Genomic DNA, 16,101 nt, shown 5'->3' with positions numbered 1-16,101 from the left:
TTGAGGGATCGTTTCACCCGTACGAAGTAAAAGAGCTCAAGGTTCCGGAAGGGGCGCTCCGACGGCGCCTACGGTCGCACGGGTGATGAGCAGCAGTCCGGAGACCACCACCCGCACGACCGGCGCGCACCGGGCGCACCGAGAGTCGCGTGAGTCAGGTGAGTCGCATGAGGCGCAGGAAGCGCGCGAGGCCCGAGAGGCGCGCGACCGCGCCGCTGCGCGCGTCCTCGCACAGCGCACGCCGGAGCGTTACGAGCCGTACCTGGACGGTCTGTTCACCTACTGCCTGTCCGTCCTGTGCGACCACGACGCGGCCACCGCCGCCCTCGGCGACGTCCTCGCGCTGGCCGAACGGCGCGCGCATCGAGGTCCCGAGGCCGCCGGCGACCGCAGGGCCTGGCTGTACGCGCTGGCCCGCTGGGCGTGCCTGCGCAAGCTGACCGAGGCCAGGCGGAACCGTCAGGCCACGCACGCGGCGGGCCGCGCCGGAGCCGGGAAGGGAACGGGGAACGGCACCGAGCCGGCCGTCACCCCGGAGGACCAGGAGCGGCGGCACCGCGAGCTGGCCCTGCTGGCCTGGCCGGAGGCGGCCGGCACCACGCCCGAGCAGCGCGAGGCCCTGGAACTGGCGGTCCGCCACCACCTCACCGCCCACGAGGTGGCCGCCGTCCTCGGCATGGAACCGGCCGCCGCGCGGGAGCTGCTCGCCTCCGCGGCCTGCGAAGTCGAGCGCACCGGCGCGGCCCTGGCCGTGGTCCGGGCCGGCGACTGTCCGAGCGTCGCCCACCTCACGGGCGACAGCCAGATGGTGCTCAGTACGGCCGTACGCCGCGAGCTGGTCCGGCACGTCGACGACTGTCCGCGCTGCCGCCGCACGGCGGAGCGCACCGCCCCCGGCCGCTGGCCCGGCGCCACGGTCACCCCGGCCGAGCTGCCCGTCCTTCAGGCCCCGCGCGCGGATCTCCGCACAGCGCTCGCGCACCACCCACGTGCGCGGGGCGCGGCCCTGCCCCGCTTCGACCGGCGCGGCTTCCCCATGGACCCCAAGGACCGCGCGGCCCGCCGGGACCGCCTCCGCGCGCGTGCCGTCACCACGACGGTGGTCGCCACGGTCGTCGCCGCGCCCGTCCTCGCCCTCTGTGCCGCCTACCGGGGCGGGCCGGGGAACGACGACGGCCGCTCCGCGACCGCGCACGAGGCGCAGGGCCCCGACGTGCTCGGCGGCGACCCGGCCGGCGGTTACGAGAACGCGGGCCACGCCGGCGTGAAGCCGGGCGCCCGGCACGGCAGGGACGGCGAGTCGGACGTCTCCGTGGACGTCGTCGGCGTCGGCGGGGCGGCCGGCAAGGGCGCCGGCCGGCTCTCGGTCGGCGCCGCCAGCGACGGCGACACGACGCTGATCAGCCTCACGGCCTCAGGCGCCTCCGAGGTCCGCTGGTCGGTGTCCACACCGGCCGCCTGGCTCTACTTCAGCCGGTCCGCGGGAACCCTCCGGCCCGGCAGGACGTTCACGATCAAGGTGTACGTCGACCAGCTGCGCGAGCCGTCCGGGAACTGGCACGCGCGGGTGGCGGTGGCCCCGGCGGGCGCGGTGGTCTCCATCGACGGCTACGGCACGGCACCGAGCCGTCCGGTACCCCGGCCGTCCGCCACGCCCCCCTCCACGCCGCCGGCCACACCCCCCGCCGAGCCCCCCACGACCCAGTCCCCACCCCCCACCGACCCGGCTCCCACCCCCACCACGCCGCCCTCCACCGATCCCGCACCCACGCCCCCCGCCCCGACCGAGACGGACCCCCCGAGCCCGACGGCCACGTAGAACCGGGGCGGACGGTCAGGCGGTGTGCGGCACCCGCGTGGGGCCACGGCTGTCCGAGCGGCCCGGGACGGACAGCGGACCGGGAGGGGCGGTGCCCCCGGGCCGGACATGGCCCGGGTGGTCCGAGGCGGACCGGGGTCCGTAGGCGGGCCGGCAGGGGCGGTGGCGGGGGAGCGGCGATGGCACCGGGCCGACCACCGCCCCCGGTGACCCGCGGCGCGACGGGCCGGGGAAGGGCCCGCGCCCCCTGGCCTGCCACGGCCCAGTGGGCCGCGCCTTGGCGGGGCGGTGAGGGTCGGCCGGGCGGTGCGTCAGCGGGGCGGGTCGGCCGGGTGCGGTGCCAGGAGGGGGAGCTGCGATGCCAGTCGCTGTTCGCACAGCTCGACCAGGCGGGCGTAGCCGGCCTTGCCCATCAGCTCGGTCAGTTCGGCCCGGTAGGAGACGTACACCGGTTCGCCCGCACCGTGGGCCGAGGTCGCCGAGGTGCACCACCAGTGCAGGTCATGGCCGCCCGGACCCCAGCCCCGGCGGTCGTACTCACCGATGGACACCTGGAGCACACGCGTGTCGTCCGGCCGGTCGATCCAGTCGTACGTCCGCCGGACCGGCAGCTGCCAGCACACGTCCGGCTTGGTCTCCAGCGGCTCCCGGCCCTCCTTCAGCGCGAGGATGTGCAGCGAGCACCCCATGCCGCCCGCGAACCCGGGCCGGTTCTGGAAGATGCACGAGCCCTGGAAGGGCCGGGTCTGCCGGGACCCCTCCTCGTCCTCGGAGACCCAGCCGCCGCTGTGGCCCTCGGCGTGGTGCTGCCAGATGTCCGGGGTGAGCCGGGCCACGTGCTCGGCGACCCGCTTCTCGTCGTCCTCGTCGGAGAAGTGCGCCCCGAGCGAGCAGCAGCCGTCGTCCGCGCGGCCCGCCTGGATGCCCTGGCAGCCGCTGCCGAAGATGCAGTTCCAGCGAGAGGTCAGCCAGGTCAGGTCGCAGCGGAAGACCTGCTCGTCGTCCGCGGGGTCGGGGAACTCCACCCAGGCGCGCGCGAAGTCGAGCCCCTTCTCGTCGCTCACCTTCGCCTCCTTGGGAGTTTTGCCGGCCTTGCGAATCTTGTCCGCCTTCTCCGGATTCGCGGACTTCGCCTTGTTCGTCTTTGGCACCCGTCCAGGGTATGTGGCCCGGGCCCGCTCCGGGGACCGAGGACCGGCGTTCTGGCAGTAGCGTTTCCGTCCATGAGACTCGGTGTCCTGGACGTGGGTTCGAACACGGTGCATCTGCTGGTGGTGGACGCCCACCCCGGCGCGCGCCCGCTGCCCGCGCATTCGCACAAGGCCGACCTCCGGCTCGCCCAGCTCCTCGACGGCAGCGGTGCCATCGGCGAGGAGGGCATCGACCGGCTGATCGCCGTCGTACGGGACGCGCTCCAGGCCGCCGAGGACAAGGGCGTCGAGGACCTGCTGCCGTTCGCCACCTCCGCGGTCCGCGAGGCCACCAACGCCGACGACGTCCTCACGCGCGTGGCCGACGAGACGGGCGTACGCCTCCAGGTGCTCACCGGCGCGGAGGAGGCCCGGCTCACCTTCCTCGCCGTGCGCCGCTGGTTCGGCTGGTCCGCCGGGAAACTGCTGGTCCTGGACATCGGCGGCGGTTCCCTGGAGATCGCCTACGGCATGGACGAGGAGCCGGACACGGCCGTCTCCCTGCCGCTCGGCGCCGGCCGCCTCACCGCCGGCTGGCTGCCCGGCGACCCGCCCGCTCCGGAGGAGGTCCGCGTCCTGCGCCGGCACGTCCGCACGGAGATCGCCCGCCACGTCGGTGAGTTCAGCCGCTTCGGCGCCCCCGACCACGTGGTCGCCACGTCCAAGACCTTCAAGCAGCTGGCCCGCATCGCCGGTGCTGCCCGCAGCGCCGAGGGTCTCTACGTCCAGCGTGAACTCAAGCGCGAGTCCCTGGAGGCCTGGGTCCCCCGCCTCGCCGGCATGACGACCGACCAGCGAGCGGAACTCCCCGGTGTCTCGGAGGGCAGGGCGGGCCAGCTGGTGGCGGGCGCCCTGGTGGCCGAGGCCGTCATGGACCTGTTCGGCGTGGAGAGCCTGGAGGTGTGCCCGTGGGCCCTGCGGGAGGGCGTGATCCTCCGGCGCCTGGACCACATGGGCTCCGCCTGACGGCCCGGGGGGCGCGGGCCCCCGGAGCGGCCACGGCCCCGCCCGGCCCGCCCGCATGGCATACCTCACAACGGCGAACCGGCACCCGGCACCCGGGTCCCCCCACGCCGTAAGGTGACGGACGTGGGTGAACCAACGGACGTGCGCATCGCGCTGTCGACCGCCTCCGTCTACCCGGAGTCGACGGCGACGGCCTTCGAGATCGCCGCACGCCTCGGCTACGACGGTGTCGAGGTCATGGTGTGGACCGATCCGGTCAGTCAGGACATCGAGGCGCTGCGCCGCCTGTCGGACTACCACGGCATCCCGGTCCTGGCCGTCCACGCTCCCTGCCTGCTGATCACCCAGCGGGTCTGGTCGACCGACCCCTGGACCAAGCTCCAGCGGGCCCGGGCCGCGGCGGAGAAGCTGGGGGCGGCCACGGTCGTCGTCCACCCGCCCTTCCGCTGGCAGCGGCAGTACGCCCGGGACTTCGTCGACGGGATCTGGCGGATGGCGGACGAGACGGACGTCCGGTTCGCCGTCGAGAACATGTACCCGTGGCGCTACCGCGACCGCGAGATGCTCGCCTACGCCCCCGACTGGGACGTCACCAACGACGACTACCGGCACTTCACGATCGACCTCAGCCACACGGCGACGGCCCGTACCGACGCCCTGGACATGGTCGACCGCATGGGCGACCGGCTCGGGCACGTGCACCTCGCCGACGGCCGCGGCTCCGCCAAGGACGAGCACCTGGTGCCCGGCCGCGGCACCCAGCCCTGCGCCGAGCTGCTGGAGCGCCTCGCGCTCACCGGCTTCGACGGGCACGTGGTGATCGAGGTCAACACCCGGCGGGCGATGTCCGGCGCCGAGCGCGAGGCCGACCTCGCCGAGGCCCTGGAGTTCACGCGCAAGCACCTGGCCTCGGCGGCCGTAAGGGTGCGCCGGGGATGAGCGGGACCGCCCCCCGCCGCCGTGGCCGCCCCCCGCGCACCGAGTCCGCCGGCACCCGCGACCGCATCCTCACCGCCGCCCGCGAGGAGTTCTCCGCGCGGGGCTACGAGAAGACGTCGGTCCGCGGCATCGCCAAGGCGGCCGAGGTGGACCCGGCGCTCGTCCACCACTACTTCGGCAGCAAGGAGGAGGTGTTCGAGGCGGCCGTCGAGGTCGCCTTCGCCCCCGCCCTGAACGCGTCGGACGCGGTGGCCGACGGCCCGCTGGACGGCGTCGGGGAACAGCTGACCCGCTTCGTCCTCGGCGTCTGGGAGAACCCCGCGACCCGTACCCCGCTGCTGGCGATCGTGCGCTCGGCCGTCAACAACGACACCGCCGCCGCCGTCTTCCGCCGCCTGATCGCGGCCCAGCTGATGCGCCGCATCGCCGCCGCGCTGGACCTGCCGGACGCCGAGCTGCGCGCCGAGCTGGCGGCGGCGCAGCTGGTGGGGACGGCGATGCTGCGGTACGTGATCAGGCTGGAGCCCCTGGCCTCCGCGGACCTGGAGCAGCTCGTCGCGCGGCTGGCACCGGTCGTACAGCACCACCTGACGGCCGCCTGACCCCCGGTACGCGCGGTACGGCGCTGGAACGTCCGTCCCGCATTCCGGACACTTGTGTCCACGGTTCGGAGGGGCGGCGTACGCTCGGAGAGAGTCAGAACTCTCTGGACTCTTCTCCAGAAGGTCTTCGAAGGAGCGAGCGACGATGCCCGAGCTGAGGTCCCGCACAGTCACCCACGGACGCAACATGGCGGGCGCCCGCGCCCTTATGCGCGCCTCGGGTGTACCCGGTGCGGACATCGGCCGGAAGCCGATCATCGCCGTGGCCAACTCCTTCACGGAGTTCGTGCCGGGTCACACCCACCTCCAGCCGGTCGGCCGGATCGTCAGCGAGGCGATCACGCGGGCCGGCGGCATCCCGCGCGAGTTCAACACGATCGCCGTGGACGACGGCATCGCCATGGGCCACGGCGGCATGCTGTACTCGCTGCCCTCCCGCGACCTGATCGCCGACTCCGTCGAGTACATGGTCGAGGCCCACTGCGCCGACGCTCTGGTCTGCATCTCCAACTGCGACAAGATCACCCCGGGCATGCTCATGGCGGCGCTGCGCCTGAACATCCCGACCGTCTTCGTCTCCGGCGGCCCGATGGAGTCCGGGCGCGCCACCCTCGTGGACGGCACGGTCCGCACGCTCGACCTGGTCGACGCGATCTCCGACGCCGTCAACGACAAGATCTCCGACGAGGACATCCTCCGCATCGAGGAGAACGCCTGCCCGACCTGCGGCAGCTGTTCCGGCATGTTCACCGCCAACTCGATGAACTGCCTGACGGAGGCCATCGGCCTCTCCCTGCCCGGCAACGGCTCGGTCCTCGCCACCCACACCGCCCGGCGCCGCCTCTACGAGGACGCGGCCCGCACGGTCATGGACATCACCCGCCGCTACTACGAGCAGGACGACGACACGGTCCTGCCCCGCAACGTCGCCACTTTCCAGGCCTTCGAGAACGCCATGGCCCTGGACATCGCGATGGGCGGCTCCACCAACACGATCCTGCACCTGCTGGCCGCCGCCCAGGAGGCGGGCGTCCCCTTCGGCCTGGAGCAGATCGACGCCGTCTCGCGCCGTGTGCCCTGCCTGGCCAAGGTGGCGCCCAACGTCGGGAAGAACCGCACGTACTACATGGAGGACGTGCACCGCGCCGGCGGCATCCCCGCCCTGCTCGGCGAACTGCACCGCGCCGGCCTGCTCAACGAGGACGTCCACGCCGTCCACAGCCCCTCCCTCGCCGACTGGCTCAAGACCTGGGACGTCCGAGGCGGCTCCCCGTCCGCCGAGGCGGTCGAGCTGTGGCACGCGGCCCCCGGCTGCGTCCGCTCCGCCGAGGCCTTCTCCCAGTCCGAGCGCTGGGAGGCCCTGGACGACGACGCCGAGAACGGCTGCATCCGCTCCGCCGAGCACGCGTACTCCAAGGACGGCGGCCTCGCGGTCCTGCGGGGCAACCTCGCCGTCGACGGCTGCGTGGTCAAGACCGCCGGCGTCGACGAGTCGATCTGGACGTTCGAGGGCCCCGCGGTCGTCTGCGAGTCCCAGGAGGAGGCCGTCCAGCGGATCCTCACCCAGGAGGTCAAGGACGGCGACGTCGTCGTCATCCGCTACGAGGGCCCCAAGGGCGGCCCCGGCATGCAGGAGATGCTCTACCCGACCTCGTACCTGAAGGGCCGCGGCCTCGGCAAGAGCTGCGCCCTGATCACCGACGGCCGCTTCTCCGGCGGCACCTCCGGCCTGTCCATCGGCCACGCCTCCCCGGAGGCGGCCTCCGGCGGCACGATCGCCCTCGTCCGGGACGGCGACCGCATCCGCATCGACATCCCGGGCCGCACCATCGAACTGCTGGTGGACGACGCCGAGCTGGCCCGCCGCGAGCAGGAGCTGAACGGCCTCTACGCCCCGAAGAACCGCGACCGCAAGGTCTCCGTCGCCCTGCGCGCCTACGCCGCGATGGCGACGAGCGCGGACAAGGGCGCCGTGCGGGACGTGTCCCGGCTGGGCTGACCGCCCGGGCAGGTGCGACAGGGGCCGCTCCCCGGTGGGGGCGGCCCTTCGCCGTACCCCCCGGACGTCACCACCTCCCGGGGGAGCGGCCGTCCACGGTGAAGACGGTGCCGTCGGGCGCGGTGGCGCAGATCCGCCCGTCCCCGCCGACGATCACCGGGGCGGGCGGCGTGGTCATGACTCCGGCGGAGTGCGTGCCCAGCCGTGCGGGTGTCTGCCCCGTGAGCGTGCCCGTACGGGCGTCGACCGCGAGCAGCCGGCCGTCGCTCCCGGTGACGTACACCGACCCGCCTCGCGCGACGGGCACCGAACCGCGGCTCACCGACGTCTCCAGATGCCACAGCTGCCGGCCCGACCCCATGTCCACGGCGTCGAGGGAGCCGCCGGTGGCCAGCACATAAACCACGTCCCCCTGCACACTCGCGTGCGCTCCCGCGAGCACGGCGGGCAGCGCCACGCGCCGCGTCGACCCGCTCCCGGGGGTGTAGCGGACGATCTCCCGGGCGCCGTAACCGCTGTCGACGCCCAGGAAGTACACCGAACCGTCGGCCTGGGCGGCGAACGGTTTCAGCCAGCCCTTCAGCCGGACGTCCCACCGCACCCGCCCCGTGCCCGGATCGACGGCGGTCACCCGCGTACTCGTGCCGTCGGCGGACGTCCGCGTCGCGTACGCCGCCTCGCTCCCGGCACCGGATCCGCCCGGGAACGCCACGAAGGACGGCACGCCCCGGCCGGGAACCGCACCGTGCCAGCGCGTGGCACCGGTCGCGCCGTCCACGCCGGTGACCGCGCCGTCGGCACCGGTGAGCAGGGCGGTGTCGCCGGCGTACCGCACCGTCGTGCCCGGCGGCAGGCGCCGCTGCCAGACATCCTTGCCCGTGGCCGGGTCGAGCCCGGCGAGCCGCGAGCCGCCGTCCGTGTACGGCTGCACCAGACCACCGGAGACGACCGGAGGACCGCTGACGGACCGCGTGCCGACGGACCGCCGCCACAGCAGCCCGCCGTCGGCCGGGGAGAGCGCGAAGACGACACCCGGCCGCGCGCAGAGCAACTTCCCCGCCCCGTACGCGCACTGCGGCATGCCCTCTTCGGCGGGCACCGGCCGGGCCGTCCAGGCGCGGGAGGCGGCCTGCCGAGCCGCCGTGCTGCCGGCCCCCGGCCTCTCGTCGCCCCCGCCTGACCCCCACACCGCGGCCAGAGCACCCACCAGCACCAGCCCGAGGGCGCCGGCCCCCAGCACCGCCCGCCGGCCCGGTCGCCGCGCCGGCGGCCGCGCCGGTCGCCGCGCGGCCCGTTCCAGACGGGCCGCCGCCGGGCCTGGCCCGTCCTCACCCGCGCGCTGCGCCGGTATGAACGCCTGCGTGTCGTACGAGGCCGCCACCGAGCGCAGTTCCCGCATCAGCTCGTCCGGCGTGGGCCGGTCCGCGGGCTCCTTGGCGAGACAACGCCGCACCAGCGACGCCAGACTGTCCGGTACGCCCGTCAGGTCGGGCTCGTCGTGCACCACCTGGTAGGCGACGACGTACGGACTGTCCGAGTCGAACGGCCCACGCCCGGTGGCCGCGTGCACCAGCACCGATCCGAGTGCGAAGACGTCGGCCGCCGGCCCCACCTCCCGGGGGCGCCGAAACTGCTCGGGAGCCATGAACGGCGGCGTGCCGATCAACTTCCCCGTCTCGGTGCGCAGCTCGCTGTCGGTCGGCCGGGAGATACCGAAGTCGATGACCTTCGGCCCGTCCTCCGCGAGCAGGACGTTGCTGGGTTTCAGGTCCCGGTGCACGACCCCCACCCGATGGATGTCCCGCAACGCCTCCGCGAGCCCCGCCATCAGCCGGCGCAGCTGCGGAGCGGTCATCGGACCCTTCTCCTTCACCTGTTCGGACAGGGTCGGCCCCGGAATGAACAGGGTGGCCATCCACGGCCGCGCGGCCTGCGGATCGGCGTCCACGACGGGCGCGGTGAAGGCGCCGCTGACCTTCCGGGCGGCGGCCACCTCCTGCCGGAAGCGGCCCCTGAACTCGGGGTCCCGTGCGAACTCGGCGTGTACGACCTTCACCGCGAGCGTCATCCCCGAGGTGCTGCGGGCGAGGTGCACCACGCCCATGCCGCCGGAGCCCAGACGGGACTCCAGACGGTAGTGACCGGCGTATTCGGGAAGCTCCGCTTCCGCGCCCGCCCCGATGTTGCGCTGTGGCGCCATGGACCACCCCCGTGCTCTTCGTCCGCGCGCGCGACGCACGGAGCCTAATCGATGGTTCGTGCGAGACGGAGGCGGCTTGCTAGCGTCTGCGTGCGCGTCACGCGGACGCGTTGCGCGCCGGGCTCTCGGCCCGGCGACACGAGAACAGCAACGGGGGAGGAGCACGAACATGTCAGTCGACCGTGCGCAGGAGACCGAGGGCATCGACGACGGACCGGCGGTGGAGGCGGCGGCAGCCGTCCGCACCTACGCCGTCGCACCCGGCGTCCGGCTGAACGTCCGCAGCGGCCCCGGCCCCGGCTACAACCTCGTGCGCATCCTGCCCGAGGGCGTCCGGGTCCCGGTCTACTGCCAGACACCCGGTACGACCGTGTCGGGCACCTACGGCACCACGAACCTCTGGGACCTCATCGACAGCGGCGAGTACGTCTCGGACGCGTACGTGCACACGGGCACCGACGGTTACATCGCCGCCCGCTGCGGCTGACCCCGCTCCCGGCCGGCGCGCTCCCGGCGAGGGGCCGCCCCCGCCGGGAGCCCGCAGGTGCTCGGAGCCATAATCGTCCCGTGAGCGACGAAACCGGCACCACGGACACCTCGGCGGCCCCCACCGGCGGCGCACCCCAGGGCGACGGCGTGGCTCCGGACCACGCACCCCGCCCCGAGCCCCTGCGCTTCTTCGGCACCTCCTGGGTGCACCACGACCACGGCTACGCGGCCCGCCGCGCCGGCGTCGCCGTCGGCTCCCTCGCCGCCGCGGCCATCGCCTGCCTGGTGCTGCGCCTCGCGTACGAGGGCATCCGCATCGCCGGCAGCGGTTCCTTCGTGACCATGCTGGTCATCGTCATGTTCGGGATCTGCACGGCGCTCGCCTTCCGCAACACCTGGGACGGCTTCGGCGTCCGGCACGACCCGCAGCGCCAGGCCTCCCTGCGCGGCCTGCTCGCCATCGGCTTCGTCGGCTCCCTCCTCGCCTACTCCGTCCGCTCCCTCATCGAGGCCCCGGGCGAGAAGCTGCACCGCGAGGAGCACGAGAAGGCCCGCGAGGAGTACGAACGCCGCGCCACCCGCCGCACCGGCGACCCGTCGCGGAAGAAGCGGCGCCGGTAGCACGCCCACAGCCACGGGCCGCGCGGCCCGCACCGGTGCCCGGCCGTAGCCGCGCCCGCCCGGGGAGCACTCCGCGTACGGCACCACCCTGCCGAAAAGCCGTGCCGTGCGCCCCTTCCCGCCCACGATGGCCCCATGGCAAAGCCTGAGTCACCCACCACCCCGCAGGCCGCCCACGCCGCCCGGGCCCACTCCTTCAATTCCGCCGCCGCCCAGTACGCCGCCAACCGGCCCTCCTACCCACCGGCCCTCCTCGACGCCGTCGAGGAACTGGCGGGCCGTTCCCTGTCCGGCGCCACAACCGTGGACGTCGGCGCCGGCACCGGGATCGCCAGCGCCCTCCTGCACGCCCGCGGCGCCGACGTCCTCGCCGTCGAACCCGGCGAGGGCATGGCCGCCGAGTTCCGCCGCGCGCTGCCGCACATCCCGCTCGTCCGGGGTGACGGCAACGCGCTTCCCGTCGGCGACGCCCACGCCGACCTCCTCACCTACGCCCAGGCCTGGCATGGACCGACCCGGCCCACTCGGTGCCGGAGGCACTGCGCGTGCTGCGGCCCGGCGGTGCGCTGGCCCTGTGGTGGAACACGGAGGCGCTGGACGTCGAGTGGATCGCCGAGGCCGCCGAACGCACGGGCCGCCTTCTCGGCCCGGGCTTCACCACCGCCGAGCGGCGCAGGAACATCGAGCGCACCGAGCGGGCCGACCCCAGCGGGCGCCTGGACTTCGCCCGCCGCACGGTCCGCTGGAGCCGGCGCGTCCCGGTCGACGTCCGCCTCGCCAGCCTGGGCAGTCACTCGGCCCTCCTCGTCGAGTCCGAGGTGCGCAGGAACGCCTTCATGGAAGAGGAGCGCGCCCACCTGCTCAGGGCCTTCCCGGACGGCACCGTCGAGGAGACGTACGACGTCCGCCTCCTGGTCGCCCTCAAACCCTGACCCGGACCCGGATCCCACCCCCGGCCCGTCCCTGCTCCTTCCCCGCGAGCGGCGGCCGGCCCACCCCGGCCGCCGCTGCCGCGTACGAGCCCCTCTCACCGGCCGCAGCCCACGCCGGTGCTCTCCGGTGCGTCCCTGCCTCTTGACGCCACACCCCCGCGGACAGATTATTCATCATGTGATGAATTACGAGCCGGGTGCCCCTCCACCCCACCCCGCCACCCCCGCCCTCCCTGCCGCCCCCGCCGTCCACGCCCGGGGCCTCACCGTCGTCCGCGGCTCCCGCACCGTCCTGCACGACCTCCGCTTCACCGTCCCCCGCGGCCGGATCACCGGACTGCTCGGCCCCTCCGGCTGCGGCAAGTCCACCCTCATGCGCTCGATCGTCGGCACCCAGGCCGGGACCACCGGCAGCCTCGACGTACTCGGCCGCCCCGCCGGTCACCCCGCCCTGCGCAGCCGCATCGGTTACGTCACCCAGGCGCCCTCCGTCTACGATGACCTCACCGTCCGCCAGAACCTCGAGTACTTCGCCGCGATAATCGATCCCGGCCGCGCCGCCGCCGAACGACGCCACCACCACGTCACCCGGGCCATCACCGACGTCGACCTCACCAGCCACGCCGACGCCCTCGCCGGCAACCTCTCCGGCGGCCAGCGCAACCGTGTCTCCCTGGCCGTCGCCCTCCTCGGCACCCCCGAACTCCTCGTCCTGGACGAACCCACCGTCGGACTCGACCCCGTCCTCCGCCGCGACCTGTGGAACCTCTTCCACGACCTCGCCGCCACCCGCGGCGCCACCCTCCTCGTCTCCTCCCACGTCATGGACGAGGCCGAACGCTGCCACCGCCTCCTCCTCATGCGCGAGGGCGGAATCCTCGCCGACGACACCCCGGACGCTCTGCGCACCCGGACCGGCACCGGCACCGTGGAGGCCGCCTTCCTGCACCTCGTCGACGCGGCGGCCACCGCGGACCACGCGAAGGAGAGCACCCGATGAACCCCGCCGGCCCCACCCGCCCGACCGGCCCCGCGGGCACGGCGGCCACCACCGCGGCCGCCGGCGCGTTCACCACCTCCCGCGCCACCGCCACCGCGGCCCGGGTCCTGCGCCAGCTCCGCCACGACCCGCGCACCATCGCGCTGATGATCCTCGTCCCGTGCCTGATGCTGCTCCTGCTGCGCTACGTCTTCGACGCCAGCCCCCGCACCTTCGACAACATCGGCGCCTCGCTGCTCGGCGTCTTCCCGCTGATCACGATGTTCCTGGTCACCTCCATCGCCACCCTGCGCGAACGCACCTCCGGAACCCTCGAACGCCTCCTCGCCCTGCCCCTCGGCAAGGCCGACCTCATCGCCGGCTACGCCCTGGCCTTCGGCGCCGTCGCCGTCGTCCAGTCCGCCCTCGCCACCGGACTCGCCGTCCGGCTCCTCGGCCTGGACGTCACCGGCTCCACCTGGCTGCTCCTGCTCGTCGCCCTCCTCGACGCCCTGCTCGGCACCGCCCTCGGTCTCTTCGTCTCCGCCTTCGCGGCCTCGGAGTTCCAGGCAGTCCAGTTCATGCCCGCGGTGATCTTTCCCCAGCTGCTCCTCTGCGGCCTGTTCACCCCCCGCTCCGACATGCACCCCGTCCTGGAGGCCGTCTCCGACGCGCTGCCGATGTCGTACGCCGTCGACGCCATGAACGAGGTCCTCCACCACAGCGACATGACCGCGGTCTTCGTCCGTGACGCGCTGATCGTGGCCGGCTGCGCCCTGCTGGTCCTGGGCCTGGGAGCGGCGACCCTGCGCCGGCGCACCGTCTGACCCCCTCCGCCGCGGCGGGCGTCCGCCCACCGGACACCCCACCCGCACCCCTCCTCACCGGTGCGAAACTGAACCGCATGAGCCAGAAAGTCGCAGTCCTCGGCACCGGCAAGATCGGCGAAGCCCTGCTCAGCGGAATGCTCCGGGCCGGCTGGGCCCCCACCGACCTCCTGGTCACCGCCCGCCGCCCCGAACGCGCCGAAGAACTCCGCACCCGCTACGGAGTCAGCCCGGTCGGCAACACCGAGGCCGCCAAGACCGCCGACACCCTGATCCTCACGGTCAAGCCGCAGGACATGGGCGCCCTCCTGGACGAACTGGCCCCGCACATCCCCGCCGACCGCCTCGTCATCAGCGGAGCCGCCGGTATCCCCACCTCCTTCTTCGAGGAGCGCCTGGCCGCCGGCACCCCCGTCGTCCGGGTCATGACCAACACCCCCGCCCTCGTCGACGAGGCCATGTCGGTCATCTCCGCCGGCAGCCACGCCACCGAACAGCACCTCGCGCACGCCGAGGAGATCTTCGGTGGAGTCGGCAAGACCCTCCGCGTCCCCGAGAGCCAGCAGGACGCCTGCACCGCGCTGTCCGGCTCCGGCCCGGCGTACTTCTTCTACCTGGTCGAAGCCATGACCGACGCCGGCATCCTGCTCGGCCTGCCCCGTGACAAGGCCCACGACCTCATCGTCCAGTCGGCGATCGGCGCCGCCGTGATGCTCCGGGACAGCGGCGAGCACCCCGTCAAGCTGCGGGAGAACGTCACCTCCCCCGCGGGCACGACGATCAACGCCATCCGCGAACTGGAGAACCACGGCGTACGCGCCGCTCTCATCGCCGCCCTGGAGGCCGCCCGCGACCGCAGCCGCGAACTCGCCTCCGGCAAGAAGGACTGACCCCACTCGACGAAGGGCTGACCCGCCGCCCTGCGCGGGCGGCGGCCACCCGCCGCCCGCACCCCGCCGCCCGGCTACCGCGCGGAGCTCAGCGAGGTCTCCGCCACGGGCGGCAGCAGCCCGATCGCCCGGTAGGCCGTATCAACGGTCGGACGAGCCAACGCCCTGGCCTTCTCCGCACCATCCCGCAGCACCCCCTCCAGATAGGCCGGATCGGCGCACAGCTCCCGGTGCCGCGCCTGCACCGGCCGCAACACCTCCACCACCGCCTCCGCGGTGTCCTTCTTCAAAGAGCCGTACGAGTCGTGAACGTCCGCCAGTGACTCAGGGTTCCCACCCGTGCACGCTGCGAGGATCTCCAGCAGGTTCGCGACTCCCGGCCGCTCCACCGGGTCGTACCCGACCTCCTGGCCGCTGTCGGTCACCGCGCGCATGATCTTCCTCCGCACCACGTCCGGCTCGTCCAGCAGATACACGACCCCCTGCCCCGCGTCCGACTTCCCCATCTTCGACGTCGGATCCTGAAGGTTCATCACCCGGGCCGCCACCCCCGGAAGCGTCGCCTCGGGCACCACGAACGTGTGGCCGTACCGCTGGTTGAACCGCACCGCGAGATCCCGCGCCAGCTCCACGTGCTGCACCTGGTCGTCCCCGACCGGTACCTCGTCCGTGCCGTAGGCCAGGATGTCCGCCGCCATCAGCACCGGATACGTCAGCAGCGACAGCCGGACGCTCCCACCGCGCTCCCGCTCCCGCGCGGCCTTCTCCTTGTACTGGACCATCCGCCGCATCTCGCCGTCGCTCGCCACGCACTCCAGCAGGTACGACAGCCGGGTGTGCTCGTCGACATGGCTCTGCACGTACAGGGTGCACAACTCGGGGTCGAGCCCGGCCGCCAGCAGGAGCGTCGCCGCCTGCCTGCTGAGCCTGCGCACCCGCGCCGGATCGTGGTCCACGGTCAGCGCGTGCAGATCCACGATGCAGAACAGCGCGTCCGCCCGGTGCTGATCGACCTCGGCCCAGCGCCGCATGGCTCCCAGGTAGTTCCCCAGGGTCACGTGCCCGGTCGGCTGGATCCCGCTGAAGACCCGCTTCATCCCACTCCACCTTCGGTCCGGGCCGCCGCTCCCGCGGCCGGCCCCCCGAAGTCCCGGAGGGGGATACACGAACGGCCGCCGAAGCGGCGGCCGTTGAGTGCATACGTGCGTACGGCCGCCGTCAGGCGGCCCACCAGAGCTGGGGACACGTACGCGTGGTCACAGCCCCCACCGTACGCCTCCGGGCTGCTTCAGGGGCGAGAGTTGACACTCCCCACGCCCGTCCGTAAGGTACTCCGAGTTGTCCGACGTGAGCACCGACCCCGGTCGGTCCCCGGACAGCCATTCCGTGAGCACCACCCAATCGATCGCCGCCTCGGTGGCGACCGCATTGGCGTGTGTATTCGCGAAATGAGGAATCCACGTTCGAAAGGACGGCGGCCCCCGATTAGCTCGGGAGTCAGGAATCCGCTAAAGTCTCACTCGTCGGAACGGCCCAACGGCCGGGAGGACAAGCCCGCTGACTGGGAGTCAGACACCGAAAGGGTCTGATAGAGTCGGAACCGCCGGAAAGGGAAACGCGGAAGCGGGAACCTGGAAAGCACCGAGGA

Annotated in this window: 13 protein-coding genes and 1 pseudogene; 11 read left to right on the top strand and 3 right to left on the bottom strand. The window is 73.4% G+C overall.

Annotated features, from left to right (window positions below):
* The first annotated feature begins 82 nt into the window (after window positions 1-82).
* Entirely contained in the window at window positions 83-1,819 is a 1,737-nt protein-coding gene (locus ACGFT1_RS08385; RefSeq protein ID WP_373908264.1) for a hypothetical protein, read from the top strand.
* Between the two features lie 311 nt (window positions 1,820-2,130).
* Here ACGFT1_RS08385 and ACGFT1_RS08380 read toward each other — a convergent pair whose 3' ends face one another.
* Window positions 2,131-2,970, bottom strand: coding sequence for a hypothetical protein (locus tag ACGFT1_RS08380; RefSeq protein WP_373908263.1), 840 nt, complete (start codon window positions 2,968-2,970; stop codon window positions 2,131-2,133).
* Between the two features lie 72 nt (window positions 2,971-3,042).
* Between ACGFT1_RS08380 and ACGFT1_RS08375 the strand changes: the two genes are divergently transcribed.
* The 4 genes from ACGFT1_RS08375 (at window position 3,043) to ilvD (ending at window position 7,515) form a co-directional block, all read left to right on the top strand.
* Entirely contained in the window at window positions 3,043-3,975 is a 933-nt protein-coding gene (locus ACGFT1_RS08375) for a Ppx/GppA family phosphatase (protein ID WP_373908262.1), read from the top strand.
* A gap of 114 nt (window positions 3,976-4,089) precedes the next feature.
* Window positions 4,090-4,914, top strand: coding sequence for a sugar phosphate isomerase/epimerase family protein (locus tag ACGFT1_RS08370; protein WP_373908261.1), 825 nt, complete (start codon window positions 4,090-4,092; stop codon window positions 4,912-4,914).
* Window positions 4,911-5,516, top strand: a complete 606-nt coding sequence (locus ACGFT1_RS08365; protein ID WP_373908260.1) for a TetR family transcriptional regulator — start codon at window positions 4,911-4,913, stop codon at window positions 5,514-5,516. Before ACGFT1_RS08370 ends, ACGFT1_RS08365 begins: the two co-directional genes overlap by 4 nt.
* A gap of 145 nt (window positions 5,517-5,661) precedes the next feature.
* A complete protein-coding gene (ilvD, locus tag ACGFT1_RS08360; protein WP_373908259.1) occupies window positions 5,662-7,515 on the top strand; it encodes a dihydroxy-acid dehydratase in 1,854 nt (617 codons plus the stop codon).
* 67 nt (window positions 7,516-7,582) lie between these two features.
* Here ilvD and ACGFT1_RS08355 read toward each other — a convergent pair whose 3' ends face one another.
* Window positions 7,583-9,715 (bottom strand): serine/threonine-protein kinase, encoded by a 2,133-nt coding sequence (locus ACGFT1_RS08355; RefSeq protein WP_373908258.1) that lies wholly within the window; start codon window positions 9,713-9,715, stop codon window positions 7,583-7,585.
* A 169-nt stretch (window positions 9,716-9,884) separates the two neighbouring features.
* Between ACGFT1_RS08355 and ACGFT1_RS08350 the strand changes: the two genes are divergently transcribed.
* The 6 genes and pseudogenes from ACGFT1_RS08350 (at window position 9,885) to proC (ending at window position 14,453) form a co-directional block, all read left to right on the top strand.
* Window positions 9,885-10,202: an SH3 domain-containing protein gene (locus ACGFT1_RS08350; protein ID WP_373908257.1), complete on the top strand. Its 318-nt coding sequence runs from the start codon at window positions 9,885-9,887 to the stop codon at window positions 10,200-10,202.
* Window positions 10,203-10,282: 80 nt separating this feature from the next.
* Entirely contained in the window at window positions 10,283-10,825 is a 543-nt protein-coding gene (locus ACGFT1_RS08345; RefSeq protein WP_373908256.1) for an EamA/RhaT family transporter, read from the top strand.
* Window positions 10,826-10,960: 135 nt separating this feature from the next.
* A pseudogene (locus tag ACGFT1_RS08340) lies at window positions 10,961-11,757 on the top strand (class I SAM-dependent methyltransferase).
* 178 nt (window positions 11,758-11,935) lie between these two features.
* On the top strand, window positions 11,936-12,757 hold the full coding sequence (locus tag ACGFT1_RS08335) for an ABC transporter ATP-binding protein (RefSeq protein WP_373908255.1): 822 nt from the start codon (window positions 11,936-11,938) through the stop codon (window positions 12,755-12,757).
* On the top strand, window positions 12,754-13,563 hold the full coding sequence (locus ACGFT1_RS08330) for an ABC transporter permease (protein ID WP_373908254.1): 810 nt from the start codon (window positions 12,754-12,756) through the stop codon (window positions 13,561-13,563). Before ACGFT1_RS08335 ends, ACGFT1_RS08330 begins: the two co-directional genes overlap by 4 nt.
* 77 nt (window positions 13,564-13,640) lie before the next feature.
* Entirely contained in the window at window positions 13,641-14,453 is an 813-nt protein-coding gene (gene proC / locus ACGFT1_RS08325; RefSeq protein WP_373908253.1) for a pyrroline-5-carboxylate reductase, read from the top strand.
* Window positions 14,454-14,527: 74 nt separating this feature from the next.
* On the opposite strand, the gene trpS is transcribed toward proC, so the two are convergent.
* Window positions 14,528-15,550, bottom strand: coding sequence for a tryptophan--tRNA ligase (gene trpS, locus ACGFT1_RS08320; RefSeq protein ID WP_373908252.1), 1,023 nt, complete (start codon window positions 15,548-15,550; stop codon window positions 14,528-14,530).
* Window positions 15,551-16,101: the final 551 nt, after the last annotated feature.

The organism is Streptomyces sp. Y20 (assembly GCF_043195475.1).
GTDB lineage: Bacteria > Actinomycetota > Actinomycetes > Streptomycetales > Streptomycetaceae > Streptomyces.
The sequence above is the reverse complement of the archived record's forward strand: the minus strand, read 5'-3'. Positions and strand labels throughout refer to the sequence as shown.

Coding starts and splice junctions, on each gene's coding strand:
- ACGFT1_RS08350 (WP_373908257.1), top strand. CDS start 9,885: ATGTCAGTCGACCGTGCGCAGGAGACCGAGGGCATCGACGACGGACCG.
- ACGFT1_RS08365 (WP_373908260.1), top strand. CDS start 4,911: ATGAGCGGGACCGCCCCCCGCCGCCGTGGCCGCCCCCCGCGCACCGAG.
- proC (WP_373908253.1), top strand. CDS start 13,641: ATGAGCCAGAAAGTCGCAGTCCTCGGCACCGGCAAGATCGGCGAAGCC.
- ACGFT1_RS08375 (WP_373908262.1), top strand. CDS start 3,043: ATGAGACTCGGTGTCCTGGACGTGGGTTCGAACACGGTGCATCTGCTG.
- ACGFT1_RS08330 (WP_373908254.1), top strand. CDS start 12,754: ATGAACCCCGCCGGCCCCACCCGCCCGACCGGCCCCGCGGGCACGGCG.
- ACGFT1_RS08355 (WP_373908258.1), bottom strand. CDS start 9,715: ATGGCGCCACAGCGCAACATCGGGGCGGGCGCGGAAGCGGAGCTTCCC.
- ilvD (WP_373908259.1), top strand. CDS start 5,662: ATGCCCGAGCTGAGGTCCCGCACAGTCACCCACGGACGCAACATGGCG.
- trpS (WP_373908252.1), bottom strand. CDS start 15,550: ATGAAGCGGGTCTTCAGCGGGATCCAGCCGACCGGGCACGTGACCCTG.